General features: G+C 65.0%; 17 protein-coding genes. 12 read left to right on the top strand and 5 right to left on the bottom strand.

The annotated features are described in order from the left end of the window. Positions 1-34: 34 nt before the first annotated feature. The 6 genes from HB634_RS17515 to HB634_RS17540 are packed head-to-tail and all read left to right on the top strand — an operon-like array spanning position 35 to position 5,428. Positions 35-892, top strand: a complete 858-nt coding sequence (locus HB634_RS17515) for an STAS domain-containing protein (RefSeq protein WP_063573795.1) — start codon at positions 35-37, stop codon at positions 890-892. Beyond that, positions 892-1,254, top strand: coding sequence for an STAS domain-containing protein (locus tag HB634_RS17520; RefSeq protein ID WP_063573796.1), 363 nt, complete (start codon positions 892-894; stop codon positions 1,252-1,254). The genes HB634_RS17515 and HB634_RS17520 overlap by 1 nt, the downstream gene beginning before the upstream one ends. Beyond that, positions 1,251-1,655, top strand: a complete 405-nt coding sequence (locus HB634_RS17525; protein WP_213949532.1) for an anti-sigma regulatory factor — start codon at positions 1,251-1,253, stop codon at positions 1,653-1,655. The genes HB634_RS17520 and HB634_RS17525 overlap by 4 nt, the downstream gene beginning before the upstream one ends. After that, positions 1,646-2,659: an ATP-binding protein gene (locus tag HB634_RS17530; protein ID WP_213949533.1), complete on the top strand. Its 1,014-nt coding sequence runs from the start codon at positions 1,646-1,648 to the stop codon at positions 2,657-2,659. The genes HB634_RS17525 and HB634_RS17530 overlap by 10 nt, the downstream gene beginning before the upstream one ends. After that, positions 2,656-3,507, top strand: a complete 852-nt coding sequence (locus HB634_RS17535) for an ATP-binding protein (protein ID WP_213949534.1) — start codon at positions 2,656-2,658, stop codon at positions 3,505-3,507. Before HB634_RS17530 ends, HB634_RS17535 begins: the two co-directional genes overlap by 4 nt. Next, a complete protein-coding gene (locus HB634_RS17540) occupies positions 3,494-5,428 on the top strand; it encodes a response regulator (RefSeq protein WP_213949535.1) in 1,935 nt (644 codons plus the stop codon). Before HB634_RS17535 ends, HB634_RS17540 begins: the two co-directional genes overlap by 14 nt. Before the next feature lie 35 nt (positions 5,429-5,463). On the opposite strand, the gene HB634_RS17545 is transcribed toward HB634_RS17540, so the two are convergent. Then, entirely contained in the window at positions 5,464-6,471 is a 1,008-nt protein-coding gene (locus tag HB634_RS17545; protein WP_213949536.1) for a zinc-binding alcohol dehydrogenase family protein, read from the bottom strand. 178 nt (positions 6,472-6,649) lie between these two features. Between HB634_RS17545 and HB634_RS17550 the strand changes: the two genes are divergently transcribed. The 5 genes from HB634_RS17550 to HB634_RS17570 all read left to right on the top strand — a co-directional run bounded on the left by HB634_RS17550 (position 6,650) and on the right by HB634_RS17570 (position 12,518). Next, positions 6,650-7,891: a tetratricopeptide repeat protein gene (locus HB634_RS17550; protein ID WP_063570632.1), complete on the top strand. Its 1,242-nt coding sequence runs from the start codon at positions 6,650-6,652 to the stop codon at positions 7,889-7,891. Positions 7,892-8,032: 141 nt separating this feature from the next. After that, positions 8,033-10,669: a M1 family metallopeptidase gene (locus tag HB634_RS17555; protein WP_213949537.1), complete on the top strand. Its 2,637-nt coding sequence runs from the start codon at positions 8,033-8,035 to the stop codon at positions 10,667-10,669. 357 nt (positions 10,670-11,026) lie between these two features. Continuing rightward, entirely contained in the window at positions 11,027-11,425 is a 399-nt protein-coding gene (locus HB634_RS17560; RefSeq protein ID WP_213949538.1) for a type II toxin-antitoxin system RelE/ParE family toxin, read from the top strand. 1 nt (position 11,426) lies between these two features. After that, positions 11,427-11,696, top strand: coding sequence for a DNA-binding transcriptional regulator (locus HB634_RS17565; protein WP_063570641.1), 270 nt, complete (start codon positions 11,427-11,429; stop codon positions 11,694-11,696). 42 nt (positions 11,697-11,738) lie between these two features. After that, complete coding sequence (locus tag HB634_RS17570) at positions 11,739-12,518, top strand: glutaminyl-peptide cyclotransferase (RefSeq protein WP_213949539.1); 780 nt, start codon at positions 11,739-11,741, stop codon at positions 12,516-12,518. Positions 12,519-12,537: 19 nt separating this feature from the next. Here HB634_RS17570 and HB634_RS17575 read toward each other — a convergent pair whose 3' ends face one another. Next, positions 12,538-13,386, bottom strand: a complete 849-nt coding sequence (locus tag HB634_RS17575) for a PfkB family carbohydrate kinase (protein ID WP_213949540.1) — start codon at positions 13,384-13,386, stop codon at positions 12,538-12,540. Between the two features lie 3 nt (positions 13,387-13,389). Next, positions 13,390-14,694 carry a nucleoside transporter C-terminal domain-containing protein gene (locus tag HB634_RS17580; protein ID WP_063574046.1) on the bottom strand — a complete coding sequence of 435 codons (1,305 nt, stop codon included), beginning with the start codon at positions 14,692-14,694 and terminating at the stop codon, positions 13,390-13,392. A 147-nt stretch (positions 14,695-14,841) separates the two neighbouring features. On the opposite strand from HB634_RS17580, the gene rhtC reads away from it, so the two are divergent. Next, positions 14,842-15,471 carry a threonine export protein RhtC gene (rhtC, locus tag HB634_RS17585; protein WP_213949541.1) on the top strand — a complete coding sequence of 210 codons (630 nt, stop codon included), beginning with the start codon at positions 14,842-14,844 and terminating at the stop codon, positions 15,469-15,471. Here rhtC and HB634_RS17590 read toward each other — a convergent pair. After that, positions 15,468-15,920, bottom strand: coding sequence for a MarR family transcriptional regulator (locus HB634_RS17590; protein WP_213949542.1), 453 nt, complete (start codon positions 15,918-15,920; stop codon positions 15,468-15,470). The two genes, rhtC and HB634_RS17590, sit on opposite strands and share 4 nt — an antisense overlap. A 106-nt stretch (positions 15,921-16,026) precedes the next feature. Then, complete coding sequence (locus HB634_RS17595) at positions 16,027-16,794, bottom strand: AraC family transcriptional regulator (RefSeq protein ID WP_063571790.1); 768 nt, start codon at positions 16,792-16,794, stop codon at positions 16,027-16,029. Positions 16,795-16,802: the final 8 nt, after the last annotated feature.

Genomic DNA, 16,802 nt, shown 5'->3' on the forward strand with positions numbered 1-16,802 from the left:
TGGGCCGCATCATACGTGCTTTAAGGGGATGACCATGACAGCACTCAGCCAGCAGACGATTGACGCCACCCGCAAGAACGAGAGCCAGCTGCTGGCCAGCTGGCAGGCCAACCTCGACGCGAGCGGTGCCTCGCGCGATTCCCGCATCAACCACGCCGAATTCGAGACACAGACGCGTGATTTTCTGCGCCTGCTGCTGGCCGGTACCAACAACGGCGACAGCGCCAACATCGCCGCCAGCGAATGGTCGGACGTTCGCGCATTCCTCGACGGTCTCTCGCGCAGCCGAGCGCTGCAGGGCTTCGACTCGCACACCACGGCCAACTTCATCTTCTCGCTGAAACGCCCGCTGTTCGAACTCGTCCACACCCAGTACGCAAGCAACCCGACCGAGCTCGGCAGTCAGCTCTGGGCAGTGACCGAACTCCTCGACGCGCTGGGCATGTACACCGTCCGCGCCTTCCAGAAGTCGCGCGAGGAAGTCATTGCCCGCCAGCAGGAAGAACTTCTCGAGCTTTCGACGCCCGTGGTGAAGCTGTGGGACGGCGTGCTGGCTCTGCCGATGATCGGCACGCTGGATTCGCAGCGCACCCAGGTCGTCATGGAGTCGCTGCTTCAGCGCATCGTGGAAACCGGTGCGGAAATCGCCATCATCGACATCACCGGCGTGCCCACGGTCGATACCCTCGTCGCACAGCACCTGCTCAAGACGGTGACGGCCATCCGCCTCATGGGTGCCGACGCCATCATCAGCGGCGTGCGTCCGCAGATCGCGCAGACCATCGTGCACCTGGGTCTGGACCTGCAGGGCATCGTGACCAAGGCGAACCTCGCCGATGCGCTGGCGCTCGCGTTGAAGCGCGCAGGTCTTACCGTCACCAAGGCGACCTGATGGAACGCATCCCCATCTTGCGCATGGGCGACTTCCTGCTGGTCACCATCCAGGTGGACATGCACGACGAACTCGCCATGACGCTGCAGGACGACCTCTCCGACCGGATCAGCAAGACGTCGGCGCGCGGCGTGCTCATCGACATCTCCGCGCTGGACATGGTCGACTCGTTTATCGGCCGCATGATCGGCACCATTTCCGGCCTGTCGCGAATCATGGACGCACAGACCGTGGTGGTCGGCATGCAACCCGCTGTCGCGATCACCCTTGTCGAACTCGGCCTGACGCTTCCTGGCGTGATCACCGCTCTGAACGTGGAGCGCGGCATGAGCCTCCTGCGTGAACGCGTGCAGTCGGAATGAACGTTCTCAGAAGCGGCACCCAGGCGGTTCGCATCGAACAGGACGTGGTGCTGGCAAGACAGACCGCGCGCAAGCTCGCGGTGGAAGCGGGCCTGCGTCTGGTCGACCAGACCAAGCTGGTGACCGCGGCCAGCGAACTGGCGCGCAACACCGTGGTCTACGGCCGCGGTGGCGACATGGATTGGGAAATCCTCGAAGAAGAGCGTCGCAAGGGCCTGCGGTTGACCTTTCGCGACCAGGGCCCGGGTATTGCGGACATGAAGCTGGCAATGACCGATGGCTGGACCTCGGGCGGCGGCCTCGGCCTTGGCCTTACCGGCGCGAAGCGCCTGGTAGACGACTTTTCCGTGGAAAGTGCGCCTGGGCAGGGTACGCGGGTCATGATCTGCAAATGGACGTGACCTTTGCCGGAGAACCCACGGTGGTGCTCCGCGTAGAAGACAGCAGCCAGATCGGGCATGCGCGCCGGGTGGCAGTGAGTGAAGCCACGCGGGCGGGTTTCGACGAGACGGACGCAGCCCGTGTGGCACTCGTGGCTACCGAACTGGCTACCAACGTATTCAAGCACGCGCGAACCGGCGAGATTCATGTCGCCATCGTTCCCGGCGTGGGAACGCGTGGCGTGGAACTCATCGCCGTGGATCGCGGCCCCGGATTCAACCTTGCCGACTGCCTGCCGGACGGCTTTTCGACGGGCGGAACACGAGGAGAAGGGCTGGGTGCCGTCAAGCGCGTCGCCGACGTGCTCGACATGTATGCCGACCAGCGGGGTTCGGTCCTGCTGGCACGCCTGTACCCGAAAGGCTTCGCCCGCGCCGATGTGCGCTTCGGGGCGAGCCACCATCCCCTGCATACCGAGGCCGTGAGTGGCGACGGCTGGGCGATGAGCCTGGGTGACGAGGCCATCTCGGCGATGGTCGTCGACGGGCTTGGGCACGGGCCGTTGGCGCATGCCGCCGCACGAGCGGGCACGGACGCCTGGCTCACCGAGGCGCGCAGCGAACCGGTCACGGCGCTTGCCGCGATGGATGCCGCGATGCATGGCACGCGCGGCGGCGCCGTGGCGGTGGCACGTTACGACCGCAAGACCGATACGCTTCGCTTCACCGGCCTGGGTAATATCGCCGGTAGCCTGCAGGACCTGGAAGGCACGCGCGGTCTTGCGTCGCATCCGGGTATTGTCGGCACACAGGCGCGACCCCGGCAGCCGTTCGAGTTCTCGCCGGTGCAGGGCCGTTTGCTTATCCTGCACAGCGACGGGCTGCAGTCGCGCTGGAACCTGCGTGACTATCCTGGCCTGGTGACCCGTCACCCAGCCGTGGTGACCGCCTTGCTGCATCGGGACTTCTCGCGCGGCCGCGATGATTCGGCCGTGCTTGCGATCCGCCTGGAGACTTCCGTATGAGTGGCCCCGACGACATCGACAGCCTTCGCGCCCAGAACGACGCCTTGCGCGCGGAACTGGACGAAACGAACCAGGGCGTGCTCGCGCTGTATGCGGAGCTGGACAACCAGGCCGAGCAGCTTCGACAGGCCTCGGAACTGAAGAGCCGGTTCCTCTCCTACATGAGTCACGAGTTCCGCACGCCGCTGGGTTCCATCCTCAGCATCACGCGGCTGCTCGATGACGAACTGGACGGCCCACTGACCACGGAACAGCACAAGCAGCTGGCCTTCGTCAGCGGCGCCGCGCGCGACCTCAGTGACATGGTCGACGACCTGCTCGACCTGGCCAAGATCGAGGCCGGTCGGATCACCATCTCGCCGGCCTGGTTCGAGCTGATGGATCTGTTCACCGCGCTACGCGGCATGTTTCGTCCGATCGTGGATGGCACCGAAGCGGACCTGATCTTCGAAGCGCCGGAGGGTATGCCGCGCCTGTATACCGATGACAAGAAGCTTTCCCAGATCCTGCGCAACTTCATTTCCAACGCACTGAAGTTCACGCCGCGTGGCGAAGTGCGTGTCTCCGCCGGAATGGAAGGCCCCGACCACGTACGCTTTGCCGTGAGTGACACCGGCATAGGCATTCCCGAAGAATTGCAGGGCGTGCTGTTCGAGGATTTTGCCCAGGTCGACTCGCCGCTGCAGAAACGCCTGCGCGGCACGGGCCTCGGTCTGTCGCTATGCCGGCAGTTCGCACACCTGCTGGGAGGCGAAGTTGGCCTGGAGAGCAAGGCGGGCGTGGGCTCCGTGTTCCATGTCGTGCTGCCGTTGAAGGTGGCCGAAGATGCCCTCGATGCCGCCGAATAACCGACTGCTTATCGTCGACGATAACGCGGCCACGCGTTATGCCATGCGTCGCACCGTGGAGCGTCACGGTTATACCGTGCTGGAGGCGGGTACCGGATCGGAAGGACTCGACATGATCGCCGCGAATGACTTCGCCGGCCTCATCCTCGACGTGAACCTGCCGGACATGACCGGCTTCGACATCGTGCGCAAACTGCGCGATTCGCCGGAGACGCAGCTCCTTCCGGTGATCCATGTGTCGGCCGCCTCGATCGAAACCGGTGACATGATCACGGGCCTCGACAACGGCGCGGATGCGTACCTGATCCACCCGGTCGATCCGGACGTGTTGCTGGCGACCATCCGCACCCTGTTGCGCGTGCGCGAAACCGAAGACGCGCTGCGCGAGTCCGAAGCGCGCTTCCGCGAGATATTCATCAATATCGCCGCACCCATCGGCGTGGTCGACGGCCATCTCAAGGTCATCGAGGCCAACGACGCGTTTCGTCGGCTGGCCGGCGACGCGGGCTGCGACGATTCACTGGACGGCTGCTTTATCGCCGGCCAGGACGAGCTGCTCGGCGAGATGCGGCAGACCCTCGCGACACGGCAGCGCTGGCGCGGGGATCTGTCCATGCACAGTGCGCTGGGCGTGCGCGAGACGGAGTGGCGGGTCACGCCCTACCGCGACGACGCAGGCCTGGTCTTCATCGACGATGTCACCGAACAACGCCTGCGCGAGCGATCGCAGCTGGAACAGATCGACACGGCGACCACGCAGCTGGCGATCGAGATCGCCGAGCGCGAGCGCAGCGAGTCGCAGCTGTTGCAGGCGCAGAAGATGGACGCGCTGGGCAAGCTCACCGGTGGTATCGCGCACGACTTCAATAACCTGCTTACCAGCATCATTACCGGTATCGACCTGATCAATCGCTCGGTGGAAGCGGGCAAGACTCAGGGTGTGCAGCGTTTCGCCGACGCCGCGCTCGGCTCGGCGCGACGTGCTTCGGCACTTACCCACCGCCTGCTTGCCTTCGCGCGCCAACAGCCGCTGGATGCCCAGGCCACCGACGTCAACGACCGTGTGCGTTCGCTCGAAGACATGCTGCGCCGGACGATCGGCGAGCACATCTCGCTGGCGCTCGAACTCGGTGCGTCGCCCGCCATCGCCAGCGTCGACGCGAACCAGCTGGAAAATGCGGTGATCAACCTGGTCATCAACGCGCGTGACGCGATGGATGGCCAGGGCGAGATCCGGGTCACCACGGCGCAGGTGCGGATCGAACGTGATGCCCAGCTCGCCGACGGCGAGTACGTGGTCCTTACGGTGGTCGACAACGGCGGGGGCATCGCGCCGGAGATTCTCGAGAAGGTGTTCGAGCCGTTCTTCACCACCAAACCGCTCGGTCAGGGCACGGGCCTGGGCCTGTCGATGATCTACGGCTTTGCCCGGCAGTCGGGCGGCCAGGCGCGCATCGTCAGCACGGTGGGTGAGGGCACCGCCGTGTCCCTGCTGTTGCCGGTCGGCCAGGGTGAAGTGGTTCCCCTCATGCAGCGCACGGCCCCGATCAGCGGCGGCAACGGCGAGCGCATCCTGATCGTCGAAGACACGGATGCCTTACGCATGATGGCCGAGGAAATCCTGGTCCGTGCCGGCTATGAATGCATTGCCACGGGCGACATCGACCACGCCCTGCGTGTGCTGCGTGGCGATGAGGGTCTCGACCTGTTGCTGACCGACGTCGGCATGCCCGGCATGAACGGCCGGGACCTCGCCGAAGTAGCGCGGGCCTGGCGTCCGACCTTGCCGGTGCTGTTCATGACCGGCTATGCCGAGAACGCCCTGCAGCGCTCGCGCTTTCTCGGCACCCGCATGGACATGATCACCAAGCCCTTCGAGATCGAAGGCTTGCTGGCCAGTGTCCACGCTATGTTCGACTAGGCAGCGACGTCCGGAAGGGCCGCCAAATCGCGGGACTACCAGCCGGCAAGGACCAGCTTGCCCCGGGCCTTGTGGCTCTGGACGAGCTGATAGGCGCGACGCAGATTGGCCGCGTCGATCTTGCCGACGTTCTCGCCGAGCGTGGTACACAGCGTGCCGTCGTCAATCAATGCCGCGACGCGATCGAGCAGTTCGTGCTGGCGAATCATGTCCGGCGTTTCGAACATGGAACGGGTGAACATCGACTCCCAGTGCAGTGAAATCGCCTTCTTCTTGAGCTTCATGGCATCGAGGGTGGCGGGGTCGTCGATGATCCCGAACTGGCCCTGCGGCTTGAGGATGTCGACGATCTGCTCGTAGTAGCCGGCGGTGTGCGTGAGACCCGCCACGTGGTCGACGTGGGTGACACCGAGGGCGGCGAGCTGAGCAGCCAGCGGCTTGCTATGGTCGATCACGTGATGCGCACCGAGGTCGCGCACCCAGCGTGAGGTCTCTTCGCGCGAGGCCGTACCGATGACGTTGAGGCGTGTGAGCTTGCGGGCCAGCTGGACCAGGATCGAGCCGACGCCGCCACCGGCGCCGATGATCAGCAGGGTCTCACCTTCGCCGCCGCCTTCGGGCACGCGCAGCCGGTCGAACAGCAGTTCCCACGCCGTGATGGCGGTGAGGGGGAGGGCGGCCGCATGGGCATCGTCGAGGCTGGCCGGCTTGTGTCCGACGATGCGCTCGTCGACCAGCTGGAACTCGGCGTTGCTGCCGGGCCGGACGATGGAGCCGGCGTAGAACACCTCGTCGCCCTTCCTGAAGAGGCTGACCTCGCTGCCCACCTCGGCAACCGTACCGACGGCGTCGAAGCCGAGGATGCGCGGCTCGGTGACCGGCACGCCGGCCCGGAGCTTGGTATCGACGGGGTTTACGGACACGGCGCGGACGGCGACGAGCAGGTCGCGTGGACCGGGCTGCGGCTTCGGCAATTCGATCTCGACCAGGGCATTGGCGTCGTCGAGGGGCAGGCCGTGCTGGGTGTAGACGATGGCTTTCATGGGGTTCTCCGTTGGGCAGGGGCTTATGGTCCGCCCTGGGGGCCCCGGGAAAAACCGTCGGAACGCGTGATCAGTTTCATCGCCAGAGGGAAAATAACCTGCCCAAAAAGCCGATATCTTCCGGCCGCTTATCCCCCTATGATGCGCGCACGATCGGCAGGCGGTTCAGGGGAACGGGATGTCGGAAGCGAAGACAGGCACGCTGCTGGGCGACCGTCGGTTCGCCGCGGAAATGGATGCACTGCAGCGGTTCGGCTCCCTCGAACGGGATGCCCAGCTCGGCGACGTGCAGGCACAGTTTCGTGTGGCGACCATGTATTTCGAGGGTGAACACATCACCCAGGACCGCTCGCGGTCCGTGCACTGGTTTCGCCGCGCGGCGGAACAGGGACACCTGGAAAGCCAGTGCCGCCTCGCCTCGCACTATGCCGAGGGCATGGGCGTACCGCGGGATCCCTTCGAGGCTGCCGGTTGGTTCCGCCGTGCGGCGGAGGCCGGTTTTCCCGACGCGCAATGCGCACTCGGCACCCTCTATGCCCGGGGCAACGGCGTCAATGCGGACCGTGCGCAAGCGCTGCACTGGTGGGGTCTGGCCGCCGACCAGGGTCACGTCCAGGCGTGCGTGAATCTCGGCGTATCCCATTATTTCGGTCGCGGCGTGCCACGCGATGCCGAGCTTGCCTTCGCCTTCTACAGCAAGGCGGTGGAGCGCGGGCACCCCGAAGCACGGGGTTTCAGCGACGCGTTGTGCAGCCTCGGCCACATGTATGTGGACGGCATCGGCGTGACCCGCGATGCCGCCATGGGTGCGCATCACTTCCGCCGCGCGGCTGAGCTGGGTAACAGCATCGCCCAGTTCACCCTCGGCAAGATGTACCTGGAAGCCAGCGATCTTCCCGGCGACCGCGAGCAGGCCCGATTGTGGCTGGGTCGCGCGGCCGCCCAGGGCGACAGTGAAGCGAAGCAGCGAATGACCGAGCTGGACGCTGAGGCCGCGGAGACTCCCGCCGGGACCGAACGTATCAGCCAGATCGGCCCGCAGGATGCCCCTGCCCAGTTCCTCCTCGGCCAGCGCCTGGCCTCGGGCGACGGTGTCGCTCGCAACGAACCGGAGGCTGTTCGATGGCTGGCCCTGGCCGCCGATCGCGGTCACGTGCCGGCTCAGTACGCCCTGGCTCAGATGATCGATCATGGGCGCGGCGTGCCGCGTAACCTCGAGGAGGTGGTGCGTCTGTACCGGTCCGCCGCTGGCGGCGGACATGCCGACGCCCAGTTCGAGCTCGGCCTGCTTCACGAGCGCGGCGAAGGCGTGCCGCGCAACGCTGCCATTGCCCGCGCCTGGTACCGCAAGGCGGCCAAGCGCGGCCACCTGAAGGCGATGCGCCGGCTGGAGAAGCCCGCCTGGTGGAAGTTCTGGTAGCGGCGAAGCCAGAACAGCACCCGCAAGATCCTGCGACCATGACTTCCGGCGCTTCTCCGGCCCCCACGGGTGCCCCAGCATCAGGGTAATCGACTCCGCCGGAGCTGCCGGCAGGGCGACGCACCCCCTGGGATCTCCATCATGCGTACACCTCTCGTCTCTGCGATTGCCTTCGCGCTCGCCGGCCTGACCACCGCGGCGTTTGCCGCCCCGGCCGCCGACACCAGCGATCAGCTCGCCACCACCCAGCTTCCGCGCGGCGTCCGTCCGACGCATTACGACGTCTCCGTCGTACCGCATGCCGACAAGCTGGCGTTCGAAGGCAAGGTCGCGATCGCCGTGGACGTGCTGGACTCGACCTCGTCCATCACGCTCAACGCAGAAGACATGACGTTCGCCAACGTCACGCTCACGCCGGTCAAGGGCAAGGTGAAGTTCGCTGCACCGAAGGTGGCCATCGACGCCGCCGCGCAGATGGTGACGTTCACCTTCGACCACGCGATTCCGGCCGGTAGCTATCGCCTGGCGATGGATTACACGGGCAAGATCGGCACGCAGGCCAACGGCCTGTTCGCCATCGACTACGACACCAAGAGCGACGGCAAGAAGCGCGCGCTCTACACGCAGTTCGAGAATTCCGACGCGCGCCGCTTTATCCCCTCGTGGGACGAGCCGGCGTACAAGGCTACCTTCACCGTCGACGCGACCGTGCCCGCCGCCGACATGGCGGTGAACAACATGCCCGTCGCGTCGAGCAAGGATCTCGGCAACGGCCTGAAGAAGGTGACCTTCGCGCAGACGCCGAAGATGTCGACCTACCTGCTTTTCTTCGGCGTGGGTGAGTTCGACCGCGCCACCACGATGTCCGATGGCGTCGAGATCGGCGTGATCACCCAGAAGGGACTGACCTCGCAGGCCCAGTTCACGCTGGACACGGGCAAGGACGTGATGAAGGAATACAACGCGTATTTCGGTGTGCCGTATCCGTTGCCGAAGCTGGACAACATTGCGTCGCCGGGCCAGAGCCAGTTCTTCGCGGCGATGGAAAACTGGGGAGCTATCTACACCTTCGAATACGCGCTGCTGCTCGATCCGTCGATTTCAACGCAGGCCGATAAGCAGGAAGTCTTCAACACCGCCGCGCACGAAATGGCGCACCAGTGGTTCGGTGACCTCGTGACCATGCGCTGGTGGGACGACCTCTGGCTCAACGAAGGCTTCGCCTCGTGGCTGGCGTCGCGCACCACCGAGCGCCTGCATCCGGAATGGCACACGAACCTCTACGCGATCGCCACGCGCGAGGGCGCTATGTCCCGCGACGCTGTCGCGACCACGCACCCGGTGGTGCAGAAGATCGACACGGTGGAGCAGGCCAGCCAGGCGTTCGATGAGATCACCTACGAAAAGGGCGAGTCCGTCATCCGTATGCTCGAGGCCTATGTGGGTCCGGATGCATGGCAGAAGGGCGTGCAGGCCTACATCAAGGCGCACGCCTATTCGAACACCGTGTCGAACGATCTCTGGAAGGAAATCGATAAGGCGGCTGGCAAGCCGGTGAGCACCATCGCGCACGACTTCACGCTGCAGCCGGGCATTCCGCTGGTGCGCGTGGAATCGGCGACGTGCACGAATGGTTCGACCACGCTGAAGCTGGCGCAGGGTGAGTTCACTCGCGACCGCCCCGACAAGCAGGCGATTGCCTGGCACGTGCCGGTGATTGCGAAGACGATCGGCGGCGCGGCGACGACCACCCTGCTCGAGAACGGTTCGGGCACGATCACCGTGGCCGGTTGCGCTCCTGTCGTCGTCAACGCCGGCCAGACCGGTTACTTCCGCACGCTGTACCAGCCGGCGCAGGTGAAGGCGCTGACCGGTAACTTTGCCAAGCTCGAGCCGATCGACCAGCTCGGCGTCTTCGCCGATGTGTGGTCGCTGGGCATGGCGGGCCTCGAGCCGGCGTCGGATGTGCTCGACCTCATCAAGGTCGCGCCGCTGGATGCGCCGCCGCAGTTGTGGGACAGCATTGCGGGGGACTTCAACGCCCTCGACGCCTATTACCACGGAGACACCAAGCGCCAGGCCGTGCTGCGCAAGTACGCCATCGCGCGTTTGTCGCCGAAGTTCGCTCAGGTCGGATGGGAAGCGAAGGCAGGCGAAGAGGCACCGGTCGCGATCCTGCGCTCGTCCCTCATCGCCACGCTTGGCATCCTGGGCGATACCAAGGTCATTGCCGAGGCACGTCATCGCTACGAGACCGACACGATGCCGGCCGAACTGCGCAAGGTGATCCTCAGCGTCGTCGCCGAGCATGCTGACGCGGCCACCTGGGACAAGATGCACGAGGCGGCCAAGGCGGAGAAGTCCCCGCTGGTGAAGGACCGCCTGTACGGCTTGCTCGCGCAGACCGAAGACGAAGCCCTGGCCAAGCGTGCACTCGACCTCGCGCTGACCGGTGAAGCCGGCGAGACCAACAGCGCGGCACTGATCTCGGGTGTCGCCCGTCGCCATCCGGAACTGGCCTTCGACTTCGCCGTGGCGCACAAGGACAAGGTCGACAGCTTCGTCGACTCGACCTCCGCTTCGCGCTACTACCCGCGCCTCGCCTCCGGCTCGCTCGAACTGTCCACGATCGACAAGCTGCAGGCCTTCGCCGAGAAGAGCATCGCCCCGACCTCGCGTCGTGATGCCGAGACCGCGGTGACCACCATCCGTTACCGCAACATGGTGCGCACGCAGCGCCTGCCGGCGGTGGATGCCTGGTTGAAAAAGAACGGTTGATAGATCGCTTTGAGTGACCGAACCGCCGGCCTCCTTGCCGGCGGTTTTTTTATGCGTAAGCGGCTAGCTGCTGCGCAGCTCATGTCCCAGCGGCTCCTCCGCAAATCCCATCTCGCCGCAACAGCTCGGCGCTGGATCGGTAGGAGCCGATTCATCGGCGAAGGGTGCTCGCGACTCGCTACGGGTCCGTCCAAGATTCGCTCGCTTTACGCCGCATTCGACCCGATGCATTCCTACACATGAAAGCGTAAATCGCCGTCACGCGCTATCGGCTGACCCGCCTTACCGCCCAATGGGCCGGCACCTAAAGTGGAGAAACATGCCCGCTACGGGCATACTCACAAGGACGGGCTGGACATGAGGGTCCTCAAGCGAAGGGACTTTGCGCGATGGCAGGCACGGGAACGTCTTCCTGATGCCGCGTTGTGCAAAGCGGTGCAGGAGATGGAAGGCGGCCTTGTTGATGCGGATCTTGGCGGCTGTCTTTTTAAGAAAAGAGTGGCACGTCAGGGCACTGGCAAGAGTGGTGGTTACCGCACGCTGCTGGCAGCTAGCATCGGACGCCGCCACGTGTTTCTGCACGGCTTCGCCAAGCATGCGGTAGCAAACATTTCGGACGATGAGCGTAGGCATCTGCAGTTTGAAGGGAAGATTCTTCTACGCCTATCCGCTGAGGACGTGTCGCGGGCCGTGGAAGACGGCAAATTAATGGAGATTTATTGTGGCGAGCAAGATCATCGAATCAGTGCGGAGTGACATGGCTGCATTTCACAGGCTTGGAATAGTCGATAAGGTGACGATGCGTGAGTTTGACGCCATCTGTCCTCCGCCCGTGCGTGCTTTCAGTGCCGATGACATCAGGGGATTGCGCGACAAGCTCAATTTCAGCCAGCCCATATTCGCACTTCATCTGCACACATCCACGTCTACCGTACGTAAGTGGGAACAGGGCGACACACGTCCCACCGGCCCCGCGCTCAAGCTGCTCAATATCCTCGCTGACAAGGGGTTGCGTGCAATCGTGTAACCGCGCTTACACTGCCGCCTACCGAACGCTGGACCCTTCGCAATGAATCACCCCATCGCCCGCAAAACCTTGTGGGCCTGCCTGACCATCGCCCTGGTCCCAGCTGCCTGCGCCCAAGCCGACAACATCCCCGTCCACCCCTACCGCATCATCCACACCTACCCCCACGACCCCACCGCCTTCACCGAAGGCCTCTTCTACGAAGACGGTTACTTCTACGAAAGCACCGGCGAATTCGAAGGTGCGGGCGTGCGCAAGGTGAAGCTGGAAACCGGCGAAGTGGTCCAGCGCCGCGACACGCCAGCAGGCTATTTCGGTGAAGGCATCATCGCTTCGAACCAGCGCATCCTGCAGCTCTCCTGGCAGCAGGGCGTCGGCTTCATCTACGACAAGGCCACGTTCAAGCTCATCGACCAGATTCGCTATCCGGGCGAAGGCTGGGCGATGACGCGCGATGCCGACCACATCTACATGAGCGACGGCACGCCGGTCATCCGCATCCTGGATCCGCAGACCTTCGCGCAGACCGGTTCGATCAGCGTGACGGCGAACGGCGTGCCGTTGCAGCAGATCAATGAGCTGGAGTGGGTGAAGGGGAAGATTTACGCCAACGTGTGGCAGACGCCGCGGATTGCGCAGATCGATCCGAAGACGGGGCACGTGGTGGGGTGGATCGACATGACAAAGCTGGTGGAGGCGCAGACGGTGGGCGACCCTGCCAACGATGTTCTGAATGGGATCGCGTACGACGCGGCGCACGATCGCCTGTTCGTTACCGGGAAGCGGTGGAAGGCGGTTTATGAGGTGAGGGTGGGGCGGTAGTTGTTTCTTGGGCGGAGAGCTAAGCCAGGCAGGCGGCGGTCAGGGCATCGCGGAAGCAGGGGGCGTCTACGAGCTTGGCGGCGAGGGTGCCTTTGAAGGCGTCGCCGAGGCCGCAGGAGCCGGCGCGGTAGACGTCGGCGCTGTCGCCGTGGCGGTCGGTGCCGTGGGAGACCAGGCAGGTCTTGTCGAGCGAGACGACCACCGTGCCGGCGCAGAGGCGGCGGGCCAGGGCGTTGATGGTGGTGTCGTCCATGCCCGTTACCGTGCTGGCGGTGATGTCGATGGAGAGGAAGCGGCCGCAGCAGCGTGCGAACTCGTGCAGGCTCAACAGCAACACGTCGGTGCTGGCGAACTCGCGGACCGACAGGGCAGGCGGAAGCGGGCCGGGATCGAGAATGCGCAACAGCCTTTTCGAGCCAGCGAGCTCAAGCGTGGCCGCCACCGTATCGATATTCGCTTCGGCGGAGATCAACAGTACCTTCGCCGAGTCGAAAAGATCCGACTGCGTGGCAACGAAGTCCACGGAAAGATGATCGTTGGCACCTGAGGACAGCGCGGAAATCGTCTGCCCCTTCGCATCGACAATCAAAGCCGTACGCCCGGTACGCACACCCGGCGTCATCTGCCAGCGCGCGTCGACCAACGGCGGCAAGCCGGACGGATCGATCACGTCATCGCCGATCGCAGCAATAAGGCCCACAGCCACGCCGGCATGCGACGCGGCGACGGCCTGATGAAATGCCTTGCCGCCTGGCCGACGCTCGAAGTTGTCGGCATAGGCGGGCTCACCATTGCGGGGAAGCTGCGCTGTCTGCCAGCGCTCTTCTTCGCTGTACCCGCCGATGACGATAAGACGTACGGCGGTCATTCCTTAGAACTGCTCGAGCACGCCGGCGATGGTCGCCGTCATGAACGTGGCGATGGAGCCACCCAGCACGGCGCGCAGGCCGAGGCGGGCGAGGTCGCCACGACGGTTCGGAGCGAGGCCACCGATGCCGCCGATCTGGATCGCGATGGACGAGAAGTTGGCGAAGCCGCACAGCGCATACGTCGCGATGAGGCGGCTCTGCGGCAGCAGTTGGTCGAGATGCTTGGCGAGGTCGGCATAGGCGACGAACTCGTTGATGACGACCTTCTCGCCGATGAAGCTGCCGACGAGGGTCGCATCCTGCCAGGGCACGCCGATCAGCCAGGCGATGGGCGAAAGCACCCAGCCGAAGATGGTCTCGAGGCTGAGCTTGATCTCGTGGCCGTTAGCGGCGGACAGCCAGGCATTGAGGCTGTGGTCGCCACCGAGCGTGCCGAGCCACTGCACCGGACCGTTGACGAGTGCGATGAGGGCGATGAAGGCGAGCAGCATGGCGCCGACATTCATGGCCAGCTTGAGGCCGTCGCCCGCGCCCGTGGCAGCGGCATCGATGATGTTGGCGGTGGTCTTCTCGACCTCGATCTTCACGGTGCCGCGGGTGAGCGGCTCCTGCGTTTCGGGCACGAGGATCTTGGCCAGCACCATGGTGGCCGGGGCCGCCATGACCGACGCGGTAAGCAGGTGCTTCGCGTAGAACATGCGCTGCGCCGGATCGTCGCCGCCGAGCATCGCCACATAGGCGGCCATCACCGAGCCGGCGATATGCGCCATGCCGCCGATCATGACGGTCATGAGCTCGGCCTGGGTCATGCGCTCGATATAGGGCTTGATGGTCAGCGGCGCTTCGGTCTGGCCGATGAACACGCTGGCGCAGACGCTGGTGGTCTCCGCACCGGAGACGCGCATCACCTTGGTGATGACCCAGGCCATGCCCTTGACGATCTGCTGCATCACGCCGATGTGGTAGAGCACGCCGGTGAGGGCGGCGAAGAACACGATGGTCGGCAGTACCTTCACGGCGAAGATCACGCCGAACCTGGAGCTGTCCAGCAGGCTGCCGAAAATGAAGCGCGAGCCGACGTCGACGTAGTCGAGCAGGTGGACGAAACCGGTGGCGATGGCGTCGAAGACATCGCGGCCCAGCGGCACCTTCAGCACGACCGCCGCGAAGGCGATCTGCAGGGTGATGCCGGTGGCGACGAGCTTCCAGTCGACAACCCGCTTGTTGTTCGAAAAACAGAAGGCGATGGCGAGAAGCATCGCCAGACCGAACAGGCCAAACCCTACATGGCCCAACAGACCGAGCATCGTGACTTACCCCTATGAAGGCCGGGGGTAGCCCCGTGACCGCTTTTCGTGAACTCGTTGAGAGACGGGAGGTTACGGGAGGTGGCCTTGTGGGGCAAGGTAGCCCGCGAAATTGGGACTGAGAGCGGTCTGGGTTACCCTTTGCGCATGAGCCTCTTCCTGACCATCGCCCTCGTCCACATCGTCGCCCTGATCACGCCGGGGCCGGATTTCTTCTTCGTTTCCCAGCTGGCGGCAAGCCGGTCGAGACGCGAGGCCCTGGCCGGTGTCGTCGGCATCGCCCTTGGCGTCGCCGCCTGGGCCGCCCTGGCCCTGCTCGGGCTGCACGTGCTGCTGCAAAGGCTGGCGTGGCTGGAGCGCGGTATCGCCATCCTTGGCGGCGCTTACCTGTGCTGGATGGGGTTTCAGCTGCTCCGGGCCGCCTGGCGGGCCAAGCCTGACGCCGTGGCGCCGACGGTGGACGTGCGCGGCTCCAGTCCCTGGAAGGCACTCGTACGCGGGCTGGCGACCAACCTGGCCAACCCGAAGGCAGCCATCTACTTTGCGTCGATCTTCTCGGCCTTCGTCGGCGATGAAATGACGGCGGGCGCACGCTGGGGCTTGTGGGCCATGATCACGGTGGAAACGATGCTGTGGTTCGCCGTGGTCGCCGGCATCTTCGCCCTGCCGGCCATGCGCCGGGGCTATGTCCGGGCCAGTCGCTGGATCGACGGTGGGGCCGGGGCGATCTTCTCGCTGTTCGGCCTGTACCTGATCTTCGGTCGCCGCGCGGCCTAGTCTTTCTCGAGATTCCGGGTGACCTGGGCCAGGCTTTCCGCCAGGACGGCCAGGTCCGGTGTGCCCAGGCCTTCAAGCGCGCTGCGCGCCAGATCGGCCACCAGGGCGCGGACGCGCTCGGCCATGCGTTTGCCAGCGACCGTGAGGCCGATGTCGACCAGACGGCGGTCGGCTTCGTTACGGACGCGGCGCATCAGTCCGCGCTCGATACCTGCATCCACTGCATGGGTGACGGTGCTGGCGTTGACGCCGCAGGCGGAAGCCAGCTCGGTGGAAATCATGCTGCCACGCGTGGCCAGCAGCAGGAGCATGTCGCTCTGCAGCGCGGTGATGCCGAACTCGCGCTGGGCGCGACGGCCAACGGCATCGCGCAGGCGGGATCCCGCCAACATGAGGTCTCGGCCGAGGTCGAGCGCCGCCCCGCTGTTGTTATCGTCGTCGCCGCTCATGTTCCTGCCGATGCCGCTGTCGTACGTGAAAGGATACGTAGCCGATGGAATGATGGCTTGACTGAAAGCACAATCGTTTGGCATTTCCGACCCGCATTTGTAGGTCTTAATCGGCAGAGCGACGCCATGCGCCCGGCGGCATGCCGACGGTGCGGGTGAATACGCGGGTGAAGTGACTCTGCTCGGCGAAGCCGCAGGCCAGCGCGATATCCGCCAGCGAGAGATGATTGATCCGCAGCATGTCCTGCGCGCGTTCGATGCGCCGGTCGAGGAGCCAGCGGTGCGGTGGCTTGCCGATGCTGCGGCGGAAGGCGCGTGAGAAATGATTGACGGAGAGGCCACAGGCCTCGGCGACATCGCAGACCGGGAACGACTGGTCGAGCCGCTCTTCCATATAGGCAATGGCCCGGCGCTCCTGCCAGCCCGCGAGACCGCCGCGTGGGGCGCCGGGGTCGTCTCGTCCGGGCGTACACGGAAGGATGGCCCGCAGGGCCAGTGCCACGTGGGCGAGCAGGGGCGCGTTTGGCGCCTCGGCCCGAAGACTGTCGAAAAGCACCTGGGCCAGGGTGTGCACGGCCGGCGGGTGCACCGCCTCGGCGCCGGCCGGGCGTTGCCGCCGGAAAAGGATGGCCCCCGTTCCTTCGTCCGCCATGCGATTGGCGCGATAAACGAGCAACAGCTCGTCCTCGAGACCGTCGACGGCCTCGAGCAGGATTTCGATGACTTCATCGCGCTGGCGCAACTCGTGCAGCAGGCTATGCCTTCCCCTCGGTCCGTCGCCGCGATCCAGCGCGGCGGAGCGCTGGGCCAGGTCGACGATGACGGTGGCCGTACGCGGTGTCGTGGCGATACAGGCTGCTTCGGCGCGATACATGGGCCGAT

The sequence above is a fragment of the Luteibacter sp. dw_328 genome, from assembly GCF_018449605.1.
In the GTDB taxonomy this organism is placed as follows: Bacteria; Pseudomonadota; Gammaproteobacteria; order Xanthomonadales; family Rhodanobacteraceae; genus Luteibacter.

Bases quoted from the DNA above. Each gene is read 5' to 3' on its own strand.
- HB634_RS17515 (WP_063573795.1), top strand. From the start codon at position 35: ATGACAGCACTCAGCCAGCAGACGATTGACGCCACCCGCAAGAACGAG.
- HB634_RS17520 (WP_063573796.1), top strand. From the start codon at position 892: ATGGAACGCATCCCCATCTTGCGCATGGGCGACTTCCTGCTGGTCACC.
- HB634_RS17525 (WP_213949532.1), top strand. From the start codon at position 1,251: ATGAACGTTCTCAGAAGCGGCACCCAGGCGGTTCGCATCGAACAGGAC.
- HB634_RS17530 (WP_213949533.1), top strand. From the start codon at position 1,646: ATGGACGTGACCTTTGCCGGAGAACCCACGGTGGTGCTCCGCGTAGAA.
- HB634_RS17535 (WP_213949534.1), top strand. From the start codon at position 2,656: ATGAGTGGCCCCGACGACATCGACAGCCTTCGCGCCCAGAACGACGCC.
- HB634_RS17540 (WP_213949535.1), top strand. From the start codon at position 3,494: ATGCCGCCGAATAACCGACTGCTTATCGTCGACGATAACGCGGCCACG.
- HB634_RS17545 (WP_213949536.1), bottom strand. From the start codon at position 6,471: ATGAAAGCCATCGTCTACACCCAGCACGGCCTGCCCCTCGACGACGCC.
- HB634_RS17550 (WP_063570632.1), top strand. From the start codon at position 6,650: ATGTCGGAAGCGAAGACAGGCACGCTGCTGGGCGACCGTCGGTTCGCC.
- HB634_RS17555 (WP_213949537.1), top strand. From the start codon at position 8,033: ATGCGTACACCTCTCGTCTCTGCGATTGCCTTCGCGCTCGCCGGCCTG.
- HB634_RS17560 (WP_213949538.1), top strand. From the start codon at position 11,027: ATGAGGGTCCTCAAGCGAAGGGACTTTGCGCGATGGCAGGCACGGGAA.
- HB634_RS17565 (WP_063570641.1), top strand. From the start codon at position 11,427: ATGGCTGCATTTCACAGGCTTGGAATAGTCGATAAGGTGACGATGCGT.
- HB634_RS17570 (WP_213949539.1), top strand. From the start codon at position 11,739: ATGAATCACCCCATCGCCCGCAAAACCTTGTGGGCCTGCCTGACCATC.
- HB634_RS17575 (WP_213949540.1), bottom strand. From the start codon at position 13,386: ATGACCGCCGTACGTCTTATCGTCATCGGCGGGTACAGCGAAGAAGAG.
- HB634_RS17580 (WP_063574046.1), bottom strand. From the start codon at position 14,694: ATGCTCGGTCTGTTGGGCCATGTAGGGTTTGGCCTGTTCGGTCTGGCG.
- rhtC (WP_213949541.1), top strand. From the start codon at position 14,842: ATGAGCCTCTTCCTGACCATCGCCCTCGTCCACATCGTCGCCCTGATC.
- HB634_RS17590 (WP_213949542.1), bottom strand. From the start codon at position 15,920: ATGAGCGGCGACGACGATAACAACAGCGGGGCGGCGCTCGACCTCGGC.
- HB634_RS17595 (WP_063571790.1), bottom strand. From the start codon at position 16,794: ATGTATCGCGCCGAAGCAGCCTGTATCGCCACGACACCGCGTACGGCC.